The organism is Rummeliibacillus sp. NPDC094406 (assembly GCF_044763875.1).
Lineage (GTDB): Bacteria > Bacillota > Bacilli > Bacillales_A > Planococcaceae > Rummeliibacillus.
The window spans coordinates 96,058-114,519 of sequence record NZ_JBIWGZ010000008.1; the positions used below are offsets into that span (position 1 = coordinate 96,058).

The following is an 18,462-nucleotide window of genomic DNA, read 5'->3' on the forward strand; positions in this document are numbered from 1 at the left end:
TAATTCTATAAATTAAACTATTTTCTTAGGTGCTATTTAAACATAATACATAATTTAGAAAATACCAAAACTTATTACCTATTACATATACCCTAATTAGATAGGACCCCAAATAATAGACCCATTTAGCACTACACGTACGAGAATCGGCACTACTCACTGATTTTCTATCCCATGAAACGAGAATAAATCATTAAATTTATTTCATTCCACAACAAAACCCATGAATTCAACCATTCATGGGCTAACTTTTTCATATTTACCTTTATAAAAATTTCTTAGAATTCTTTTTACCGTCATACGAATAGAGAACAAATTTATCTTCCACAACCGTTCTAACATGAACAGGACGTCCCCACAATTGATAGATATACGGTAGAACCTGTTCTAAATAGCGAGGATCAAGTTCCATTCCTTCATAGCCGTGTACTAAATATAATTCGCCATTTCGTAAATAGTCACCGTTTTCCACAACAATGTAAGGGAATCCACCATTTACTCTCATCGATACAAGTTGATCTCGTACCGCTTCATAATCTTTGTCTGTAATTCGATAGTCAGATCCCTTTTTCTCAAATAAATAAAGGTCTTCTTGTTTTACCAAGTCTTTGGTCAAATAGTTTCGGATAAAGGACATATCCGATTCTACTTCTCTTACCTCAAACATTTTCTCACGACCAGAATTCGGTTTAACGCCTAATCTCTTCATTTCTTCTGTTGGATTGTCATATCGCTTTTCAATATCTTCATAAATTTTTATGCCTAAGTAATATGGATTAATCGAAGTTTTAGACGGCTGAACAACGCCCGCATTTAACTTCGCATAATCAATCGTTTCAGTCGTTGTTAAATTTAGTTCTCTCATGATACGTTGATGCCAGTACGAAGCCCAGCCTTCATTCATAATTTTGGTTTCTAGTTGTGGCCAAAAATAAAGCATTTCTTCTCGCATCATTGTCAATATATCTCGTTGCCACTCTTCCAGCTCACGACTATACATCTCGATGAATAGTAACAAATCCTTTTCAGGCTTTGGTGGAAATTTTTTCTTTTTATAGCGTATTGTATTATGTTCTTTATTTGGTTGATCTAAATTCCAAAGATCATCGTATGGTGTTTTTGATGCAATCATTTCTTCATCTTCGTCATCATAATCGCTCTTTAATATCTTTGGACGCAAGATAGAGGGATCAATATGTTCTTGAATTGCTAAGATCGCATCTAGAAACTGTTCTACCTCTTCTTTTCCATAGAGCATTTCATAATGGGAAATACGCTCAGCAGTTGCTGTCATGCTCTCTACCATGTCTCTTCTAGTATTCGTGAAGCGAACATTGTTTTTGAAAAAGTCACAGTGTGCTAAAACGTGAGCAATAATCAGCTTATTTTGAGTTAATGAATTTGTATCAAGTAAAAACGCATAACAAGGATTAGAATTAATCACAAGTTCATAAATTTGGCTTAAACCTAAATCGTATTGCAACTTCATTTTATGGAACTGTTTGCCGAAGCTCCAATGGGAAAAACGAGTTGGCATGCCATATGCTCCAAATGTATATATTATATCTGCTGGACAAATCTCATAGCGCATTGGATAAAAATCCAAACCAAACCCTATCGCAATTTCCGTAATTTCATCAATCGCCTGATGAAGCTCCTTTTCCATCTATAGAATCCCTCCGCGCATATTATTAGGAAATGAAACTTTTTACCATCTAGTTCACTCTTCAGGCTGCTCTTTTTGGAAAAAGCATTTTAATGCTTCATAAACATCATTTTTTGTTTTCAAAACATAGTGTCGAAACTTTTGATTCTCTATTTTTTTATAGTTATACATTAAGGTCGAAAACCGATTATGTTGATTTACTTCACCGTAACCAAACATGCTTGAAACTTTCATTAATTCCTGAATCAATCTAACGCAAGATTCATTATCTGTTGACATATTTTCTCCATCAGAAAAATGAACAGGATAGATATTATATCGCGCAGGATTATATTTCTGATTAATAAGTTCCAATGATTTTAAATAAGCGGAAGAACAAATCGTACCGCCACTTTCTCCCTTTGTGAAAAATTCTTCCTCTGTCACGACTTTTGCGATCGTATGATGAGCGATAAATTCAATTTCCACAGTTTCATACTTAGAGCGTAAAAACCTTGTCATCCAGAAGAAAAAACTTCGCGCACAATATTTTTCAAAACTTCCCATCGAGCCACTCGTATCCATCATTGCAAGGACAACTGCTTTCGATTCAGGTTTTACAACTTCATCCCATGTTTTAAATCGTAAATCATCATTGTGAATAGGGGCAATCTCTGCCTTCCCTTTCATAGCATTACGTTTAATAGCATTTAAAATTGTTCTCTTTTTATCGATATTGCCCATAAGCCCTTTTTTTCGGATATCATTAAATTCAATCTTTTCTGTCGTAATATCGGCCATGTCTTTCTCTTGCAAATTAGGTAGCTCTAACTCTTTAAATAAAACATTCTGGATTTCTTCAATACTTACTTCTGCCTCATAATAATCTTCACCAGCCGTGTCCCCTGCCTCTTTCCCTTTCCCAGGACCTTTGCTTTCCCCACTTGAATCGCGGGCTACTACATCGCCTACCTTACTGTCACCTTTTCCTTGACCAACATGCTTTGATTTTCCATAGTTGTATCGAATTTTATACTCATCTAGAGAACGAATAGGAATTTTAATAACATCTCGACCGTTTGACATAATGATGCTCTCTTCACTTACTAGATCTGGTAAATTATTTTGGATAGCTTCCTTTACTTTTTCCATATGACGTTGTTGATCTTGGTGTCCTTTACGATGGAGAGACCAATTTTCCTGAGAGATGACAAAACGTTTATTCGAATTTTCAGTCATTTTTATCCTCACCCATCTATTATTAAAAAGTTTTAAACACGAGTATCAATTCATTAAGAGCCCACATTATGTAAAGCTTTGTAGTGGAAAAAAATCTCTTTCTTTATACTATGCTAACTTTTACGATAATTTAACTTTTTAGAGATATAAAAATGGAGTGTCCTGAAAATTATTTGGACACTCCTATTTCCGAGTCTTAACGATTCAATAAACTACCTACGTATTGTAACAATTCATTTGCAGAAGTTGAGTTATAACCATGTTCGTCTATCAATGTTGCAACAACTTCGTTAATCTTCTTAAGTTGAGATTCATCTGGCGTTTTAGAAGACGTTGTTATTTTCACGATATCTTTTAAATCTGCAAACAATTTCTTTTGAATGGCTTCTCGTAATCTTTCATGAGAATTATATTCAAAGCGTTTTCCTTTTCGTGCATAAGCAGATATGCGGATTAATATTTCTTCACGGAACGCTTTTTTTGCATTTTCAGAAATACCAATTTGTTCTTCTATAGACCGCATTAGTTTTTCATCTGGATTCATCTCTTCCCCAGTAAGCGGATCTCGTAGTTTGTTTTTATTGCAAAAAGCTTCTACATTATCGAGATAATTATTCATTAGCGTTTTCGCAGACTCTTCATACGAATACACAAATGCTTTTTGCACTTCGTTTTTCGCAATTTCATCGTACTCTCTTCTTGCCACTGCGATATAATTCATATATTTTTCTTTATCTTCCTGACTGATTGAAGCATGTTGATCGAGTCCGTCTTTAAGAGCAAGTAACACGTCTAATGCATTAATAGACGGTACTTTCTTGCGAATAATAGCTGAAGAAATTCGGTTAATTATATAACGAGGATCGATACCATTCATGCCTTCGTTTGGATATTCTTTTTTCAAGTCTTCCACATCAACTGAATTAAATCCTTCTACACTTTCCCCGTCATAAAGACGCATTTTCTTTACTAAATCAATTCCTTGTTTTTTCGGTATTTCAAGCCTTGTTAAAACGGAGAAGATTGCTGCAGCTTTTAATGCATGTGGTGCAATATGAATATGTGACATGTCACTTTCATTTATCATTTTTTCGTAAATTCGTTCTTCCTGACTTACTTTTAAATTATAAGGAATTGGCATGACGATAATTCTTGAGTGAAGTGCTTCATTCTTTTTATTTGAAATAAAGGATCGATATTCCGTTTCGTTCGTATGAGCAACAATTAACTCATCTGCACTAATTAACGCAAATCTACCTGCCTTAAAGTTTCCTTCTTGCGTTAATGACAAGAGGTTCCATAGAAATTTCTCGTCTAGTTTAAGCATCTCCTGAAATTCCATCATACCTCTATTTGCTTTGTTTAGCTCTCCATCAAAACGGTAAGCACGTGGGTCTGATTCAGAACCGTATTCTGCAATAGTAGAAAAATCGATACTACCCGTTAAATCCGCAATATCCTGTGATTTCGGATCAGATGGAGTAAATGTACCGATTCCAACACGTTTATCTTCTGAGAAGAAAATACGCTCAACCATTACATTTTCAATGTGTCCATAATATTCTTGTTCAAGTCGCATGGTGTTTAAAGGAGATAAATTACCCTCTACTCGTATACCATATTCTTCAAAAAAATCATTACGGAGATGATGTGGGATTAGATGGAGTGGATCCTCATGCATTGGGCAACCTTTTATGGCATATACTGCACCTTCTTCGGTTCTCGAATATTGCTCAAGACCTCGTTTCAGTAATGTCACAATGGTCGATTTCCCCCCACTCACAGGTCCCATCAATAATAAGATCCGCTTACGAACATCTAGTCTTCTTGCTGCAGGGTGAAAATATTCTTCCACCAGTCTTTCAATGGCTGTTTCAAGACCAAAAATTTCTCGCCCAAAAAAGTGGTACAGTTTTTTATTGTCTCTTTCTTCTAATCCAGAGCTTTTTATCATATTGTACACCCGAGAATGGGCTGTTTGAGCAACTTCTGGTCTTTCCTTCACAATACTTAAGTAATCTGCAAAAGTCCCTTCCCATTTAAGCCTGTTTTCTTCTTCACGGTAACTCTTAAACTTATTTAAAATGTCTATTGTTTTCCCTCCATTCAGGCCTGTTTTATAACATAGTATGAAGTTAGAGAATTATTGATAACCACTACTATTACATTGTCGAATATTCTTCCTACATAAAATCAGCAATAGCTACAATTTAGACATGTTATTTATGTAGAAAAAACTTTTTATTAAAAGACCTTCAAATTATTTAAGTGAATAAAATTATTTTTAGCTGCGCAATTTAAGTAGGAAATGTTTATAGAGATATGTTTTTTCAATCAATGCTTATGTGTCATTTGTTTCGTTAGCATTAACAAATAAACTTACTTTATGTAAGCTGCACTTATGGAATATTAAAATTCGGTTATTCTATGTAGGATAGAAAGGAGGATTTTTTTAATTGGTGCGTTATTTTATTTCCTTATTTGCAATTACCATATTCTGTAGTACGATATTTTCAACTGCTACATCTGCAAAGGAAGCTCCCTCTAGGGATGAGATTCTGAAGCAGCGTATGTCCTATTATGTACAATATGAAGATTTACTTGTTCCTTGGTATTTTTTGGCAGCAATCGATCAATATGAACGCAATATACAATCAGTTCGTAAAGACATCCCGAAGCGTGATAGCGTTATTGCCATCAAGTTCTCTGATGAATTTTGGGCTGGGGCAGTAAATCCTTACAGTCAGGATACAACACCTTCAACAATAGACTATTTTGGCGGTATGGGTCTTGATGGAGACAAAGATGGGATCGCCAATTCAGAGGATGACGAGGATATAATGTATACAATGGCAAGTTATCTTAGCCGATTTGGTCCAACTGAAAATGATTTTAAGTTAGCCTTATGGGAATATTACAATAGCGAGCCAGTGGTCAATCAAATCATGACTATTTCTACTCTTTATAAACATTTCAACACAACAGATCTTAATACACATATGTTTCCTTTACCTTTACGCTACGATTACAGCTATAGAAGTACATGGGGGGACAATAGGGGCTGGGGCGGCAGAAGAATTCATGAAGGAACAGATCTATTTGCTAGCTACGGGACACCTGTCCTTTCAGCATCCTATGGGGTAGTCGAGATAAAAGGTTGGAATCGGTTCGGTGGCTGGCGCATAGGCATAAGAGATCAGAATAATTCATACCATTATTACGCCCATCTTTCTTCTTTTAGTAAGGACATTAATGTTGGTGATGTTGTGGAACCGGGTAAAGTAATAGGGTTTGTTGGTAGTTCTGGATATGGGAAAGAAGGAACATCCGGCAAATTCCCACCCCATCTCCATTATGGTATTTATAAATTCAATGGACGAACAGAATGGGCATTTGACCCTTACCCATCACTCCTACTTTGGGAACGCCAAACAAAAGAAATAAAAAAATAAATGAAAAACCAGTACCTTTTTGAAGGGACTGGTTTTTCTGATTTGATTGCTTGAATTAATCATTTGAATAAAAATTAGTTTTTCTTTTTTCCTTTATCCGCTGCTTTTTTTATATTATAGTCAACTCTAAATTTAACAATCCTACTTATTATATCAAGAGGCAATGGCTCATCTATAGGAAATTGAACTGTCCCTTTGCCTCCCTTATACTGCGACAATTCATCCTGAAATGCCTGAATGCCACTTGAAGTTGGATAAAATCCAATATGATTTTTATAGGCTGCAAAATAGACCAAGTTTCCTTTTAGTACGAATGCTGGCATTTGATAGCTGATTCTTTCTTCTACTCCTGGTGCAGCCTCTATTATTACTTCTCTTAACTTTTGTAGTCTGACCTGAACCTCAGAAGGGAATTGTGCAATATATTCATCGATCGTATTAAAAGTGACTTTGTTTTTTTTCATATTTTCTCCTCAAGTTATTTTCATTTTAAATAGTATATCCCTTCATTTTGCTTTCGCCTACATACTAAATCTATATATATTTAGCTTTAGGTCTGGGAGAATTGAATAGTTAACAAAGAAAAAAATTACGTCTCGCTTTGTATTTTTCAGATTCTAATAATTTGTCCATTACATATTTCAATTAACTAGAATAAATCTAAGATTCATTAGACATACTAGTAAAAAGATAATATTGAAAGGAAGTTAAAAAATGAATCATTTAGAGCAAAATCTTACAAGTAACATAGAAATAGTAGACTTCAGAAATAAAGTCACTTCTATCATTTACAGTCTCCACTTTGATTGCTGCTATCATGTTGAAGATTGTATTATCGATTTACACAAATTACTTTTAACTTTAGACGACTTGGAAATATCATAGTAGTTGAGGGAATGGGGTTGGAATACAGACATAAATCTAAACGCAGGAGAAGGTAGCGGTTGGACCCAATCGAAACCCAAACTATCAGATTCCAACAGATAGCATAAGTTTTTTTTAGACAAGCTCTTTAATGGGTTTGTCTATTTTTAATAATATAGAGAAACAAATAATGAACCTTTTATCACTAAATTAGTAGTGAGTTTTTCTATTTCTGTAAAAAAGTATGCGTATGCTAATGAATGATTATTTATTTAAAGTAATATCTTCTCAGGAACATCAACATCTGTTAATCTTCCGTTCTCCTTATCAATAAATAATTCTGTTATCTTTACATTTGGAGGCATCAAAGGATGATTTCGGATGATTTCGGCATTCTTCTGTACACCAGTAGTTACAGTGTTGACACCCTCTAACCATTCATGGATACTACTCTCAGGGAATTCTGGTGTGCAATTTTTCAATAGATAATCTACTATTTGTATTTTCTCCTGTAATTCTTTATTTTCATATATTTTGCAAAATAGATCCCTTGAATTTTTTTGATCTATTTTTGTATCAATCACAAATATTTCCTCAATATTTTCCTGATAAACTGCAAGAATAATTTCTCTCATAAAATCGTCGAAGGGTTGCAAAATTCCTTGTCCATGACTTTGTAAAATTATGATGTTCTCCCGATTAATACGATACATCTGACTTAGTATTTCTTCTAGTTCGTGCCCTTCCCCCATCACGAATAGTATTTTTTTCTTTCCGTTTATATGCATCAAATCCACCCCATTAATTTCTTTAATTTGCTTATACTAATCAATTTCATACATCCATTTTCGTTTTATAAATATGAACATTTCAACATATTAACTATTCAATATTCAAATTTAGATGCTCCGCTACAGTCGGCGCTTTCCACGGGCTTGGCTTCAATCTCCTCGTCACTGCGTTCCTGCGGGGCTTTCAGCTCAAGCTATTCCCGTAGGAGTCGCCGTCTTTCGCTCCACAGTGAACAAAATTGGATATCATATCCTTAAATGTTCGTATATTTTGTATGAATTTTGCATTATGAAATTGATTCATAAAGCGAAATAATAATGTTTTGAGTATATCCATTTTTTTATCATAATTTGCTTTGTAAATCACTTGAAAGTTTAAAAAGTATAACTCGTTCTCCTGTTTGCGTACTAAGATCGGTATGAAAACTTACTACTTCTTCACCTGTTAATTCTAGAATAATTTTCTTTAGTTCATCTAAACCCGATTCCACCAAACTATTCCGATGCTCTTTTACTGACAACAGTCCCTCATTATTTTTACAGACTGAATATTCAGCTGGCGTTAATATCCCGCGCAATACTACGATAATCATATCGCGTAAGATGTCCGATTTTACTGAAACCGAGCCACGTCCAAGATAGCTCTTCTCCCAATGAGTTAAAGCTTTACTTATTTCTGATTCAATATTGCCTTTTGTTTTATCCATAATTCCTATCCCCTATTAATTGTTTCTTATGCGAATAAATACTAATTCCTTTATTTAATATTAAATAATATGTTATCACCAAACTGGAATGGTTAAGACCAGCTTTTCCACTGTCCCTCAGGATCAATCGACGCTAATCGAATCCAACCATGTTGTACTTTTTGACGAAATACTGGATTACGGTCCAATAGCCGTTCAATATACTTACTTGGAGCTTGAATCACTACTAATAAGCGCAATGGTTCATGGTAAGCCTCTTGATCTGATTGCATAACAGACTGCCACGGAAGTCCGGACAATAAATCACTAGCGTTTCCCTGCATGACACCAATCCCAGCTGTTATCGTTTGAGTAGTTTTATTTCCACTACCATAATAATGTGGTGCTACGGTAGATGCATAATATTGGAGGTTAATCCATTGAGCAACCTTAGCTGGTCCAGCAATAATTTTGGCAAGTATATCACCATTAATATCATTCTTCCACTGATAGTTATGGAGAAATGCTCGACCTTCTAAATTACACTCTTCAGTAAGCTTACGTTCACCAATGATAAATGTCGCATTACGAGCCAACCCCCATTCTGGACGCACTTCACTCCAATCCTCTGCAAAACGTTGAACTTCACCTTTTGGATTTTTATAATGGCAGTCTAAAGTTGGTAACTGTACAATTCGTTCTGCATTTGCTTCATCACGAACTTTTGATAATTTTGATTGTATACAATCAAATGATTCCTGTGCTTCTTCCGAAAGTTCAGGAACATATAGGAACCGAAGCTCATCCAATGTTGTGATATGCTCAGCAGCCACAAATACGGTTTCTTTCGGTATGACAATTCCTTCTTTTTCTAACGCTTCTCTTAATTTTGGAAGGTTGCACAAAGTTGCCAACACTCGTGCATTAAATCTACTAGAGGCCCCTCCGCATGCACCACAATCTAACGCTGATGAATACGGATTGTTCGTACTGTGACTGCCATGACCACAAATAACAACCAATGGAGCAAAATGATCTGTTAGCCCCATCATTTTCAACGCTTGTCGAGCATAAAACACTTGCTCTTTTTCAGAAAAACCTACTGGTAACTCTGAATCGAGTATGTGTAAATGATCAAGTGAAAGTTTGGTAGACGGTTTGTGTAGCCATTTTTTTCGCATTTTACGCATAGCATAACCTGCTTTTTGTGGCACAAAGCTACGAGCTAAAGTTTGCAAACTAAGCCAAGGACCGCTAATTTCCGGTAGTAACAAGTTTGAAAGCATGTTATGTTTCATCGTCTTAAATGTGTGACTTAATGAATTAGCGGTGTTTTCACGTTGCTTATATTGTTTCAAGTCCGCATCAGATGATGCCTCAATTACTTTGTATTCAGGCTTGAACATTGTAGGTAAGGATTCATGGCTGTGCGCACTGCCAAGCTCCGTTGTTTCTATCGGCAATCCAAAAAAGCCAGCCGTTCCAAATGTTTCGAAAGGACCCACTTTTTCTAATTGGCGACGAAAAGGTTCTGAACGTACATCAATACAAAAGGCAAATTGCGCCATTACAGACTTTGTTTGTTGAGTTGATATGAGCTGTTTTGATGTAATCATCTCTCTTAACTGAACTTCATATGTTTTTTCCCATGCTTCTAACCAAAGACGATTACGAACAAATTGATCAAAACGATCAGCCAGTAACAAACGTGCTTTTGCTTCTGTTGAAGAGAGCTTTGCCCAATCACTAATCGACATATTCCCCCATTGGGTCCAACATAATAATAGCGGTTCAATTAGCACCTGCTCCTCTACTTTTGGGTCAGGTAATGGAAGATATGATTTGACTAGAGCACACTCTAAAGAAATTCGAACTGCTAAATATTCTAAAAGTAGTTTGTCTTCTTGTGTAGCTTGTTGTGAGCGCCAAAGCATCATTCCCGCCCAACCTGGTAATGCGAGTAAATGTGCTTCAAGATAATCTTGTAATTTAGATTTAGGTATTTCTAATTCTATCAATGCCTCTGATAAAGCATGTTCCGCATCTTCTGGTAGTAATTTTAGTAGTTTACGTATGTTATGGTTCAGTGCTAGATCATATTGAATCATTGCCTTCCATGCCAGATAGAGTCCTTCTTCACGATTAGGCATTGACCAAACTGCTTGTGACTCATCTAAGTACAATTTACACCATTTAATGATATGAAGATTTAACTCCTCGGAAATATTCTCTTTTCCCATTTGTTCAATACGTTGACTGTATGTGAGAATTGTATAATTCTTAGGGATTTCTGGCTTATAATGACTTAGTTTTTTAGCTAGTTGTTTTAATTCAAGTCCTTCTGAAGTATCAAAAGATTGTTGATCCAGCTCAAGGGCATTACGACAAAACTGCTCAGCTACATTTCTTGGTAGATCCAAATCTTGTATATCAAGCCATTTTGTCATTCCTTCTTCTAAAAATTTTTTATTAACCTCACCTTTTTTATTTGCAGATTTTAATATTGTATTATTCGGATATATATCTACATCACAAGTATCTTTTAATCGACGTGCTACTTGTTCAAATGTTTGATGTTCCAATCCTGCCCAAGGACTACGAGCTGCAAATGAGTTTATGTGTCCAAGTGGTACTATGACCTCACTTGCTGATTTCACCAAATCATTAATATTAAAACTAAGGTTATCAGATTCTTTTTCAAAGTTTAACGTGAATGCTGTACTCAATGTACATTGCCCCCTCGAGATAACAATTGTGTCAGATACTTTGGATGGCTTTCTACTAAACTTCTTTTTGGTTCACCTAATTGAATGAACCATAGATAGACAGCCAATGAAGCTTGTGAATTTTTACGAATTAACCATGTTCCAATTACACTAGCAACCAATAATATCACTAACAGTAAAATACCCATTGAAATAGATTGTTGAATTCCACTTGGGATTTCATCATTCAATAGCTTATGAAATACAGTGTGCACCATTTGGAACACAATAGCTGCTCCTGCGAAAAATATAATTCCAGCAATACGTCCAATATGGCCAGCTCCGAAAGCAACGAGTTGTGTCCAAGCAAGTGCAACAGACCATCCCAAGATCAAAGCACTTACCAGTTGGTACCCTTCATCCGGAGAAGTCAACCAAAAGGCAATTCCTAACAGTAATCCTAAACCTCCACCAATGACCATCCATACGAATGAGGAGCGTTGAGATTTATGAGAAAGTGGTTCATGTTGTTGAGCAGCAGAGCCTGCTTGTAAGAATAGTGTAGATTTAAACAGACCATGTAACACTGCGTGTGTAATAGCTGCTAAATATGCTCCTAACGCACATTCGATTAACATGAAACCCATTTGTGCAATTGTAGAGCCTACCAGTTGACGCTTGTAGTCAACTTGAACAAGCATTATTCCTGTTCCAACCAATACAGATACACTAGATAAAACAAGTAGAACAACTTGTACTGCATCACCATTATAAAGAGGAGCAAATCGAGTTAGCATAATACTACCAGCATTAACAATACCTGCATGCATGACTGCTGATATAGGTGTAGGTGCAACTACTGAGTCTAACAACCAACGTTGGAATGGCCATTGTGCAGCTGGAATAATAACTGATAAAAGCAACAATAGATTAATACACGTTTTCTCCCATGTATTTAATTTTGCAAGGTTGTCCACGCTAATTACTTGAGATAGTTGCCATTGTCCTGTAATTTGAAAAATCCATACAACTGCGATTAACAAGATAAGCCAACTGATTGCAAAATAACGACCGGAAATTTTAGAAGCATGGCGAGCCACTTTCCATTCTTTTCTCAAACCTATAAGCAGTGTTAATCCTAGAAGTGTAACTCCCCACCCGATTAAAAGCAGGCGTAAATCATCACTAAGCCAAGCAAGTGAATCAGCAATCGTAGTAACTGTTAAAAGTGCAAAATATTTTCGATAAGAGCGATCACCAAGTAAATAATGAACTGAATAACGTTGTACAATTAAACCAATTGTTAAAACAAACGTTGACCATAGCCACGATAAAGAATCAAAATGCCAAGGACCTATAATCACGCTCCCATTGTTAGAAACTAATCCTAATAAAGCAACAATCGGGGGTAAAGCAATGATTCCTATATGAACACGGACATAATTTACAGGAATTCTTGGTATTAGCATCAAAAAAGCACTACATACAGAAACCCCTAATACTATAAAAAAAACTGTCGACCATGAAAAATAATCTATGAAATTCAACATTCAACATCCTCTCAATGAAATGAATGAAAGGTAAAATCAAATCTTTATCATTTAATTCTACATAATTAGCTTTAAAATAATTTTCTATTAAAATCAAAATTAATTATTAAAACAAAAAACCGATAATCTCTAAATTCAATGGTTTTTTACCATTAAAATTCGGAAATTATCGGTTTACTTTTAACTAGCCCATTTGGGTTTTAAATAGTCTACCTCTTTATATAACAGGCTTCCTAACAACATGGAAGCATTTTAAATTTACTGTAATGTTAGTATATAGATACACTTTTTCAAATAACCATATTACATATAACTCTTTGCTAAAGCACTCTATATTTGATAAATATTCTCTAGTAAAATATTTCTTGATAATTATTTTACTGTTTATGAAAGCTACTGTCAAGCTGTTAAATAAACAGTTGATCAAAATACGATTTGTTATAATACAGAGATTCAACTCCAAATTCTGCTAATATCTTTGAATATATCCACTTTCATCAGTTCCGTTGAATCCGTCACTTCCGCAGACCGAGGATACTGTAAAAGTGTTTTAATACAAATATTTATAGTATTAATCTGTTTTCTGCATGATGTGGAATTAGCTTCGCTTTCCGCGGGCGAGCGTTGAGCCTCCTCGGAAGCAAAAACATGGTGCTCCTGCATCGCTTCGCTAGCTTCGTCGCAGGAGTCTTCGCTAATTCCACAACCACAAAGATAGCCATACAAGATTATTATTATGAATTTTCATCTTTTTTTACTTTTTAGTACCTTCGCTTACGCTACTTCCAGGGCCAATAATATTATTTAAGTAAAAAAACCGTATGAAAATGATAATTATTATCAATACTATACATAACAAAAGGATAACCTAAAACAGGTTATCCAGATGTATGGAAACATTATTTTCTTGGTTCAAATGTTTTACAATCTGTTTCTTCAGTAGTAGAGGCTTGCGTCCCCCTATTGCTGACTACATAAATTTCGTGCGCAGTACATTGATTTCCTTTTTGCCAAAATGTACAGTTACTTACTTCACAAAGAACATCCTTTGCCATAATACTACACCTCCTTTATGGGTAGTATTGACAGAATAAATTCAGTTGATACTTTCTTCTTTACTGCAAAGAAAGTGTAAAATATTTGCTTTTATTTAAGTGCGATGCGAATACCTCCAAATGATGAGAAATCCTCCATGATTGTAGAAGTTAATAAGATTCCCTCTTTATCCTCATCCCAAAATGCACTTATGCTGTAGCCATCATCATCATCATACCAATTTGTATCTAAGCCATCAGCCTCTCCATATACTGCTGCAATATTATCGTACATTAACAAAAAATATTTCTCTAATAAATCTAAATCATCTTGATTATTTACTACATCATGGTAAATATTGATAGCTACTAATTTATCATCTTTAAATTCATAAATCACACTGGCTGTATATTCAAATATCAATTTATCTTTGTATGATAGACTATCAGATTTTTCTTGGTAGAGTGTGGCAGTTTCTAATTTCTTGACTTGTGCTTTTGTCATTCCTAATGCAATATCACCTAAAATAGGACTATTTGTTGGATTGTTTATAGGCAAAACTTTAATGTCAGTATATTTCATTTTAAAATACTTATTCCAACTACTCATTTCATCTATCGCTACAGCAAAATTTAAATCAGCATTACTATTGTAGCCACTCGAAGTAATCCCTACTAATTCACCTTTTTTATTAAATAATCCTCCGCCAGAACTTCCATGATCAATAGGTGCACTTATTTGAATTAGTTTTACACCATTTGACACTCTAAAGGAACTAACAATTCCTTCAGAAACAGTATTTTGTAATCCTAAGGGACTTCCAATAGCAACAATTTTTTGACCCTTTGCTAAACTTTTGTACGATCCAATTTTTACAGGATTAATACCCGTTATCTTGTCATTCGTTTTTACCAAAGCTAAATCTTTCGTTTTATCACTTACTACTACGCCCTTTATTTTATATTTTTTGCCATTATTAAGGGTAATTGTTCCACTCCTCATACCATTTACAACATGTTCATTTGTTAATATTAAACCATTACCAACAATAACACCGCTTCCTTGAGATTTTCCATTCCGAACATTAACTTCAATTAAAACGACTTTATCATCGTTTAATTTCGCAATTTCAGATGTACTTAAATCCCCTTTATCTGTCTTTACATCATTAATTAGTTTTTGAGAGGCCATGTAATACTTAATTGAATTGCTCTTTTTTACATACTTATTGCTTCCAATTTTATATACCCCACCATAATTTTTTGAGTAAGAATATACTCCATATTCTTTTCCCTTTTTAATACTTGGGCCTTTCTTTAGTTTGTTATTACTAATACTATATTGATTGGTATTTTGGGTGATCTTTACTTTCCCAATCATTCCTTTTTTAAATTCTATTTTTCCCCACATAGTTTTTGCTTGTACTGCTTCATTAGCAACTGTTGTAAAAGTTAATGTAAGAAATAGAATACTTGCTAACAAGGGTAATAAAAGTTTTTTCATTTCACGAATTCCTTCCCATCTATAAATTATTTTTGCTTTGTTTCTAGTTCCCCTTCTATAAGGTCAATTAGTCACTGAGCTAATTTATGTACTTACTATCTCCTTGATGACCGAAAACCTGTACAATTTGGACGTTGCAAATATTTTTAATTAAAAAGGGGTCATAGATTTTCTATCTATGACCCTTTCGTCTATTATTTTGAAAAACCCTCTTATATTCTCCATTTTTTTCAAAATATTATATTTTATTCTTTTTTACATACCTGGAATCCATCCTGGTCTATGTAACATCTGCCACATTGGATCTGGAATAACAAGTTCTTTTTGTTTTGACTTATCCATCTTTGTAGGGATATTAAGATCTCCTGCTTCAGCTTTTTGTACCCAATTTGGTTCAATTAAAAGTTCGCGACCTAATGCAAGTAAATCGACCCCTGATTGGCTAGCCTTTTCAGCATCTTCTAATGAATAAATAGAGCCAACACCGATTAATGGCGTACGTCCTTGGATTGTATCCAATAAAATTTCAACACGTGTCTTGTTTTTGTCCCCGCTGAAACGATGAGGCTTTGTATAGAAGTCTCCTTGGGATACGTGTAAATAGGTTAACCCCTTATCGGCAAGTGCATCAATAAGTTGCACAGTTTGATCCATAGTAATCCCTGTTTCTTCTTCCTCTTCAGGGGAAAAACGATAGCCTATGATAAATGGTTTTGTTGCATGTTTTGCAACAACATTTTTTACTTCATCCACAAGCTCTAATGGGAATCGCATACGATTTTCAATTGAACCACCATATTCATCTGTACGTCGATTTGTATACCCTGAGAAAAATTGTTGAAGTAAATACGTATTCGCACCATGAATTTCAACTCCATCATATCCAGCTTCAATCGCACGACGCGTTGTTTCACCATACGCTTTGATGATTCCTTTAATTTCTTCTATTGTTAAAGGACGAGGTGTTGCATTTCCTGGAAAAGCTACATCACTAGCACTGACAATTTCACCATTCGGTACTTCTTCAGGAATGCTACGTCTACCGCCATGATAAATTTGCAGTACCGCTTTTGCTCCACCTTCATGAATTGCATCTGCTACACGTTTTAAACTTTGTATAAATTGATCTGCGTATCCTGCAAACTGACCAGGAAAACCTTTCCCATTCTCTGTCACATGTGTACAAGCAGTCACAACCACGCCGACACCTTTCGAACGGCGTGCATAATATTCTACTTCTGCATCTGATACCGTACCATCTTCATTACCTGAATAAGTAGTCATCGGCGCCATCACAAGTCGATTTCGTATTGATAAGCCGTTTGGTAATGTATAGTTCTCAAACAAATTTGCCATTCTTCTGCCTCCTGGTTTGTTACTTGGAAATTCTTTACTTATATCGTATTATTCTGAAATGTTTGTGTCAAAGAATTGGATTGAATCATTCAGATATCCAACAATAAAAAGCAAGTTTCATATTATCATCTCTCAATACTAATCGTTCACTTTTAATTAGATAATATCCAATTATATTAATTACTTAATGCTGTCACCATATCACTGAGCTTCATAATTGTTTTCCAATTTCTTATTGTTATTGGAACACCTAATTTTTGAATATGATTTGGTATCTTAGAATTTCTAAAACTTTGTCGTAGAAAAAGATAAACTTCCTTACCCTGTATGTAACATTCTTCATTTTCGCTTTTAAACTCAAGTAAATAATTGACACTTTCCTTTGTAGGTTCTTTTTCCAACAATGCTACGTGTACACTCTCTCCTTCTACTAATGAATTTAGTGGATAAGGACAATTATTAATCATTGCTCCCCATTCTAGCTCTGTTCGTAAAATCACAGGTACAAAAAAGCCAAATTTATTATTAATTTCTTGTTCAATTTGATTTTGTAATCGATCCACATTTTCATCAGACTGAAAGATAATGTTCCCACTTTGAATGTATGTTTTCACTTGATCTAAACCCAAATTTTCTAACGTGCCTCTCAAATCTTGCATCTTTACAATATTATGTCCACCTACATTAATTCCTCTTAATAATGCGATATAGATTGTCATTCAAGCACCTGCCTTATTTATTAATTTCTATAGTTTGGTTAATATCTTAAATGATGATTGATGCTACTCAAATAGGATGCCATTAGCCCACTCAACTCAATTAGCATCACTCACCAAAATTATCTAACCTTTAATCTCTCTGTATGCTCTACTTAAGCCTTTGCATCTTCTATAATCCAATCAACAGCACTTATTAAGTCCGGGAAAACAGCATCTGCAAGCGGGTCACTCTTCCCTAAAAAAACCCCCTTTATCCCTGCCTTCTTTCCTGCAATAATATCTGTATCGGTATCTCCAACCATATAAGATTTAGATAAATCGATTTCATATTTTTTAATTAGTTCTAATATTAATTTTGGTTTTGGCTTACGACATTCACAACCTGCTTTTGGCTTATGCGGACAATAAGCCACATCATGGATAATGGCTCCTTCTTTCTTTAATTCAGCAATCATGTGATCATGTATTTTATTGAGTTGCGATTCCTTCATAAATCCCAATCCAACACCACCTTGATTTGTCACTACAAATATGTAGTCAAAGAAAGCGTTCAACTTTTTAATGGCTTCAGGAACACCTGGTAAGAAGTACAGATCACTTGGCCTGTTCACAAATTTAACTCGATCCGTTAATACTTCATTTATTACCCCGTCACGATCTAAAAAAACAGCTTTATTCATTCACGTCACACCTTCATTAATAATATTAGATTTAAATATTTATTTTCCTCTTTAGTTATTATTATTTCCAACTTCATCGGACTTATCACATTTGATAAAAGCGAAATTCAACTAAATAATATCTAAAAGCGAGTCAACTGACTAGCTTCCATTGATTCTTCTCGAGTAATCTATTGAAGATAAGAACTTCTAAAACAAGCTTGTTTGAAAGGAAGACAGGAAATACCGAAGATTAAT

General features: G+C 34.8%; 14 protein-coding genes. 1 reads left to right on the plus strand and 13 read right to left on the minus strand.

Annotation, left to right across the window (positions count from 1 at the left end):
* Positions 1–265 precede the first annotated feature (265 nt).
* The 3 genes from ACIQ4I_RS18120 to ACIQ4I_RS18130 all read right to left on the minus strand — a co-directional run bounded on the left by ACIQ4I_RS18120 (position 266) and on the right by ACIQ4I_RS18130 (position 4,976).
* A complete protein-coding gene (locus ACIQ4I_RS18120; protein ID WP_403098544.1) occupies positions 266–1,666 on the minus strand; it encodes a SpoVR family protein in 1,401 nt (466 codons plus the stop codon).
* 54 nt (positions 1,667–1,720) lie between these two features.
* Positions 1,721–2,884: a sporulation protein YhbH gene (gene yhbH, locus ACIQ4I_RS18125; protein WP_403098547.1), complete on the minus strand. Its 1,164-nt coding sequence runs from the start codon at positions 2,882–2,884 to the stop codon at positions 1,721–1,723.
* 196 nt (positions 2,885–3,080) lie between these two features.
* The gene (locus ACIQ4I_RS18130; protein WP_403098698.1) at positions 3,081–4,976 is read right to left on the minus strand and encodes a PrkA family serine protein kinase; all 1,896 of its coding nucleotides are present in this window, start codon (positions 4,974–4,976) and stop codon (positions 3,081–3,083) included.
* A 364-nt stretch (positions 4,977–5,340) separates the two neighbouring features.
* Between ACIQ4I_RS18130 and ACIQ4I_RS18135 the strand changes: the two genes are divergently transcribed.
* On the plus strand, positions 5,341–6,336 hold the full coding sequence (locus ACIQ4I_RS18135; RefSeq protein WP_403098550.1) for a M23 family metallopeptidase: 996 nt from the start codon (positions 5,341–5,343) through the stop codon (positions 6,334–6,336).
* A 74-nt stretch (positions 6,337–6,410) separates the two neighbouring features.
* Here the strand turns inward: ACIQ4I_RS18135 and ACIQ4I_RS18140 are convergent, their stop codons facing one another.
* The 10 genes from ACIQ4I_RS18140 to ACIQ4I_RS18185 all read right to left on the minus strand — a co-directional run bounded on the left by ACIQ4I_RS18140 (position 6,411) and on the right by ACIQ4I_RS18185 (position 18,225).
* Positions 6,411–6,800: an iron chaperone gene (locus ACIQ4I_RS18140; RefSeq protein ID WP_403098552.1), complete on the minus strand. Its 390-nt coding sequence runs from the start codon at positions 6,798–6,800 to the stop codon at positions 6,411–6,413.
* Between the two features lie 672 nt (positions 6,801–7,472).
* On the minus strand, positions 7,473–7,988 hold the full coding sequence (locus ACIQ4I_RS18145; protein WP_403098554.1) for a carbonic anhydrase: 516 nt from the start codon (positions 7,986–7,988) through the stop codon (positions 7,473–7,475).
* Between the two features lie 347 nt (positions 7,989–8,335).
* Positions 8,336–8,698, minus strand: a complete 363-nt coding sequence (locus ACIQ4I_RS18150) for a Na-translocating system protein MpsC family protein (RefSeq protein ID WP_403098556.1) — start codon at positions 8,696–8,698, stop codon at positions 8,336–8,338.
* Positions 8,699–8,790: 92 nt separating this feature from the next.
* Complete coding sequence (locus ACIQ4I_RS18155) at positions 8,791–11,403, minus strand: DUF2309 domain-containing protein (protein ID WP_403098559.1); 2,613 nt, start codon at positions 11,401–11,403, stop codon at positions 8,791–8,793.
* Positions 11,400–12,932: an NADH dehydrogenase subunit 5 gene (locus ACIQ4I_RS18160; protein ID WP_403098561.1), complete on the minus strand. Its 1,533-nt coding sequence runs from the start codon at positions 12,930–12,932 to the stop codon at positions 11,400–11,402. The genes ACIQ4I_RS18155 and ACIQ4I_RS18160 overlap by 4 nt, the downstream gene beginning before the upstream one ends.
* Positions 12,933–13,831: 899 nt before the next feature.
* Positions 13,832–13,987 (minus strand): DUF1540 domain-containing protein, encoded by a 156-nt coding sequence (locus ACIQ4I_RS18165; RefSeq protein ID WP_102694445.1) that lies wholly within the window; start codon positions 13,985–13,987, stop codon positions 13,832–13,834.
* 91 nt (positions 13,988–14,078) lie between these two features.
* Positions 14,079–15,470 carry a S1C family serine protease gene (locus ACIQ4I_RS18170; protein WP_403098563.1) on the minus strand — a complete coding sequence of 464 codons (1,392 nt, stop codon included), beginning with the start codon at positions 15,468–15,470 and terminating at the stop codon, positions 14,079–14,081.
* Positions 15,471–15,725: 255 nt separating this feature from the next.
* The gene (locus ACIQ4I_RS18175; protein ID WP_403098566.1) at positions 15,726–16,826 is read right to left on the minus strand and encodes an NADH-dependent flavin oxidoreductase; all 1,101 of its coding nucleotides are present in this window, start codon (positions 16,824–16,826) and stop codon (positions 15,726–15,728) included.
* 176 nt (positions 16,827–17,002) lie between these two features.
* A complete protein-coding gene (locus tag ACIQ4I_RS18180; RefSeq protein ID WP_403098568.1) occupies positions 17,003–17,545 on the minus strand; it encodes a DUF1697 domain-containing protein in 543 nt (180 codons plus the stop codon).
* Positions 17,546–17,697: 152 nt separating this feature from the next.
* Positions 17,698–18,225, minus strand: a complete 528-nt coding sequence (locus tag ACIQ4I_RS18185) for a D-glycero-alpha-D-manno-heptose-1,7-bisphosphate 7-phosphatase (RefSeq protein ID WP_403098569.1) — start codon at positions 18,223–18,225, stop codon at positions 17,698–17,700.
* Positions 18,226–18,462: the final 237 nt, after the last annotated feature.

Excerpts from the sequence above, each read along its gene's own strand:
- ACIQ4I_RS18120 (WP_403098544.1), bottom strand. The coding sequence starts at position 1,666 with ATGGAAAAGGAGCTTCATCAGGCGATTGATGAAATTACGGAAATTGCG.
- ACIQ4I_RS18160 (WP_403098561.1), bottom strand. The coding sequence starts at position 12,932 with ATGTTGAATTTCATAGATTATTTTTCATGGTCGACAGTTTTTTTTATA.
- ACIQ4I_RS18145 (WP_403098554.1), bottom strand. The coding sequence starts at position 7,988 with ATGCATATAAACGGAAAGAAAAAAATACTATTCGTGATGGGGGAAGGG.
- ACIQ4I_RS18185 (WP_403098569.1), bottom strand. The coding sequence starts at position 18,225 with ATGAATAAAGCTGTTTTTTTAGATCGTGACGGGGTAATAAATGAAGTA.
- ACIQ4I_RS18170 (WP_403098563.1), bottom strand. The coding sequence starts at position 15,470 with ATGAAAAAACTTTTATTACCCTTGTTAGCAAGTATTCTATTTCTTACA.
- ACIQ4I_RS18150 (WP_403098556.1), bottom strand. The coding sequence starts at position 8,698 with ATGGATAAAACAAAAGGCAATATTGAATCAGAAATAAGTAAAGCTTTA.
- ACIQ4I_RS18165 (WP_102694445.1), bottom strand. The coding sequence starts at position 13,987 with ATGGCAAAGGATGTTCTTTGTGAAGTAAGTAACTGTACATTTTGGCAA.
- ACIQ4I_RS18175 (WP_403098566.1), bottom strand. The coding sequence starts at position 16,826 with ATGGCAAATTTGTTTGAGAACTATACATTACCAAACGGCTTATCAATA.
- ACIQ4I_RS18140 (WP_403098552.1), bottom strand. The coding sequence starts at position 6,800 with ATGAAAAAAAACAAAGTCACTTTTAATACGATCGATGAATATATTGCA.
- ACIQ4I_RS18180 (WP_403098568.1), bottom strand. The coding sequence starts at position 17,545 with ATGACAATCTATATCGCATTATTAAGAGGAATTAATGTAGGTGGACAT.
- yhbH (WP_403098547.1), bottom strand. The coding sequence starts at position 2,884 with ATGACTGAAAATTCGAATAAACGTTTTGTCATCTCTCAGGAAAATTGG.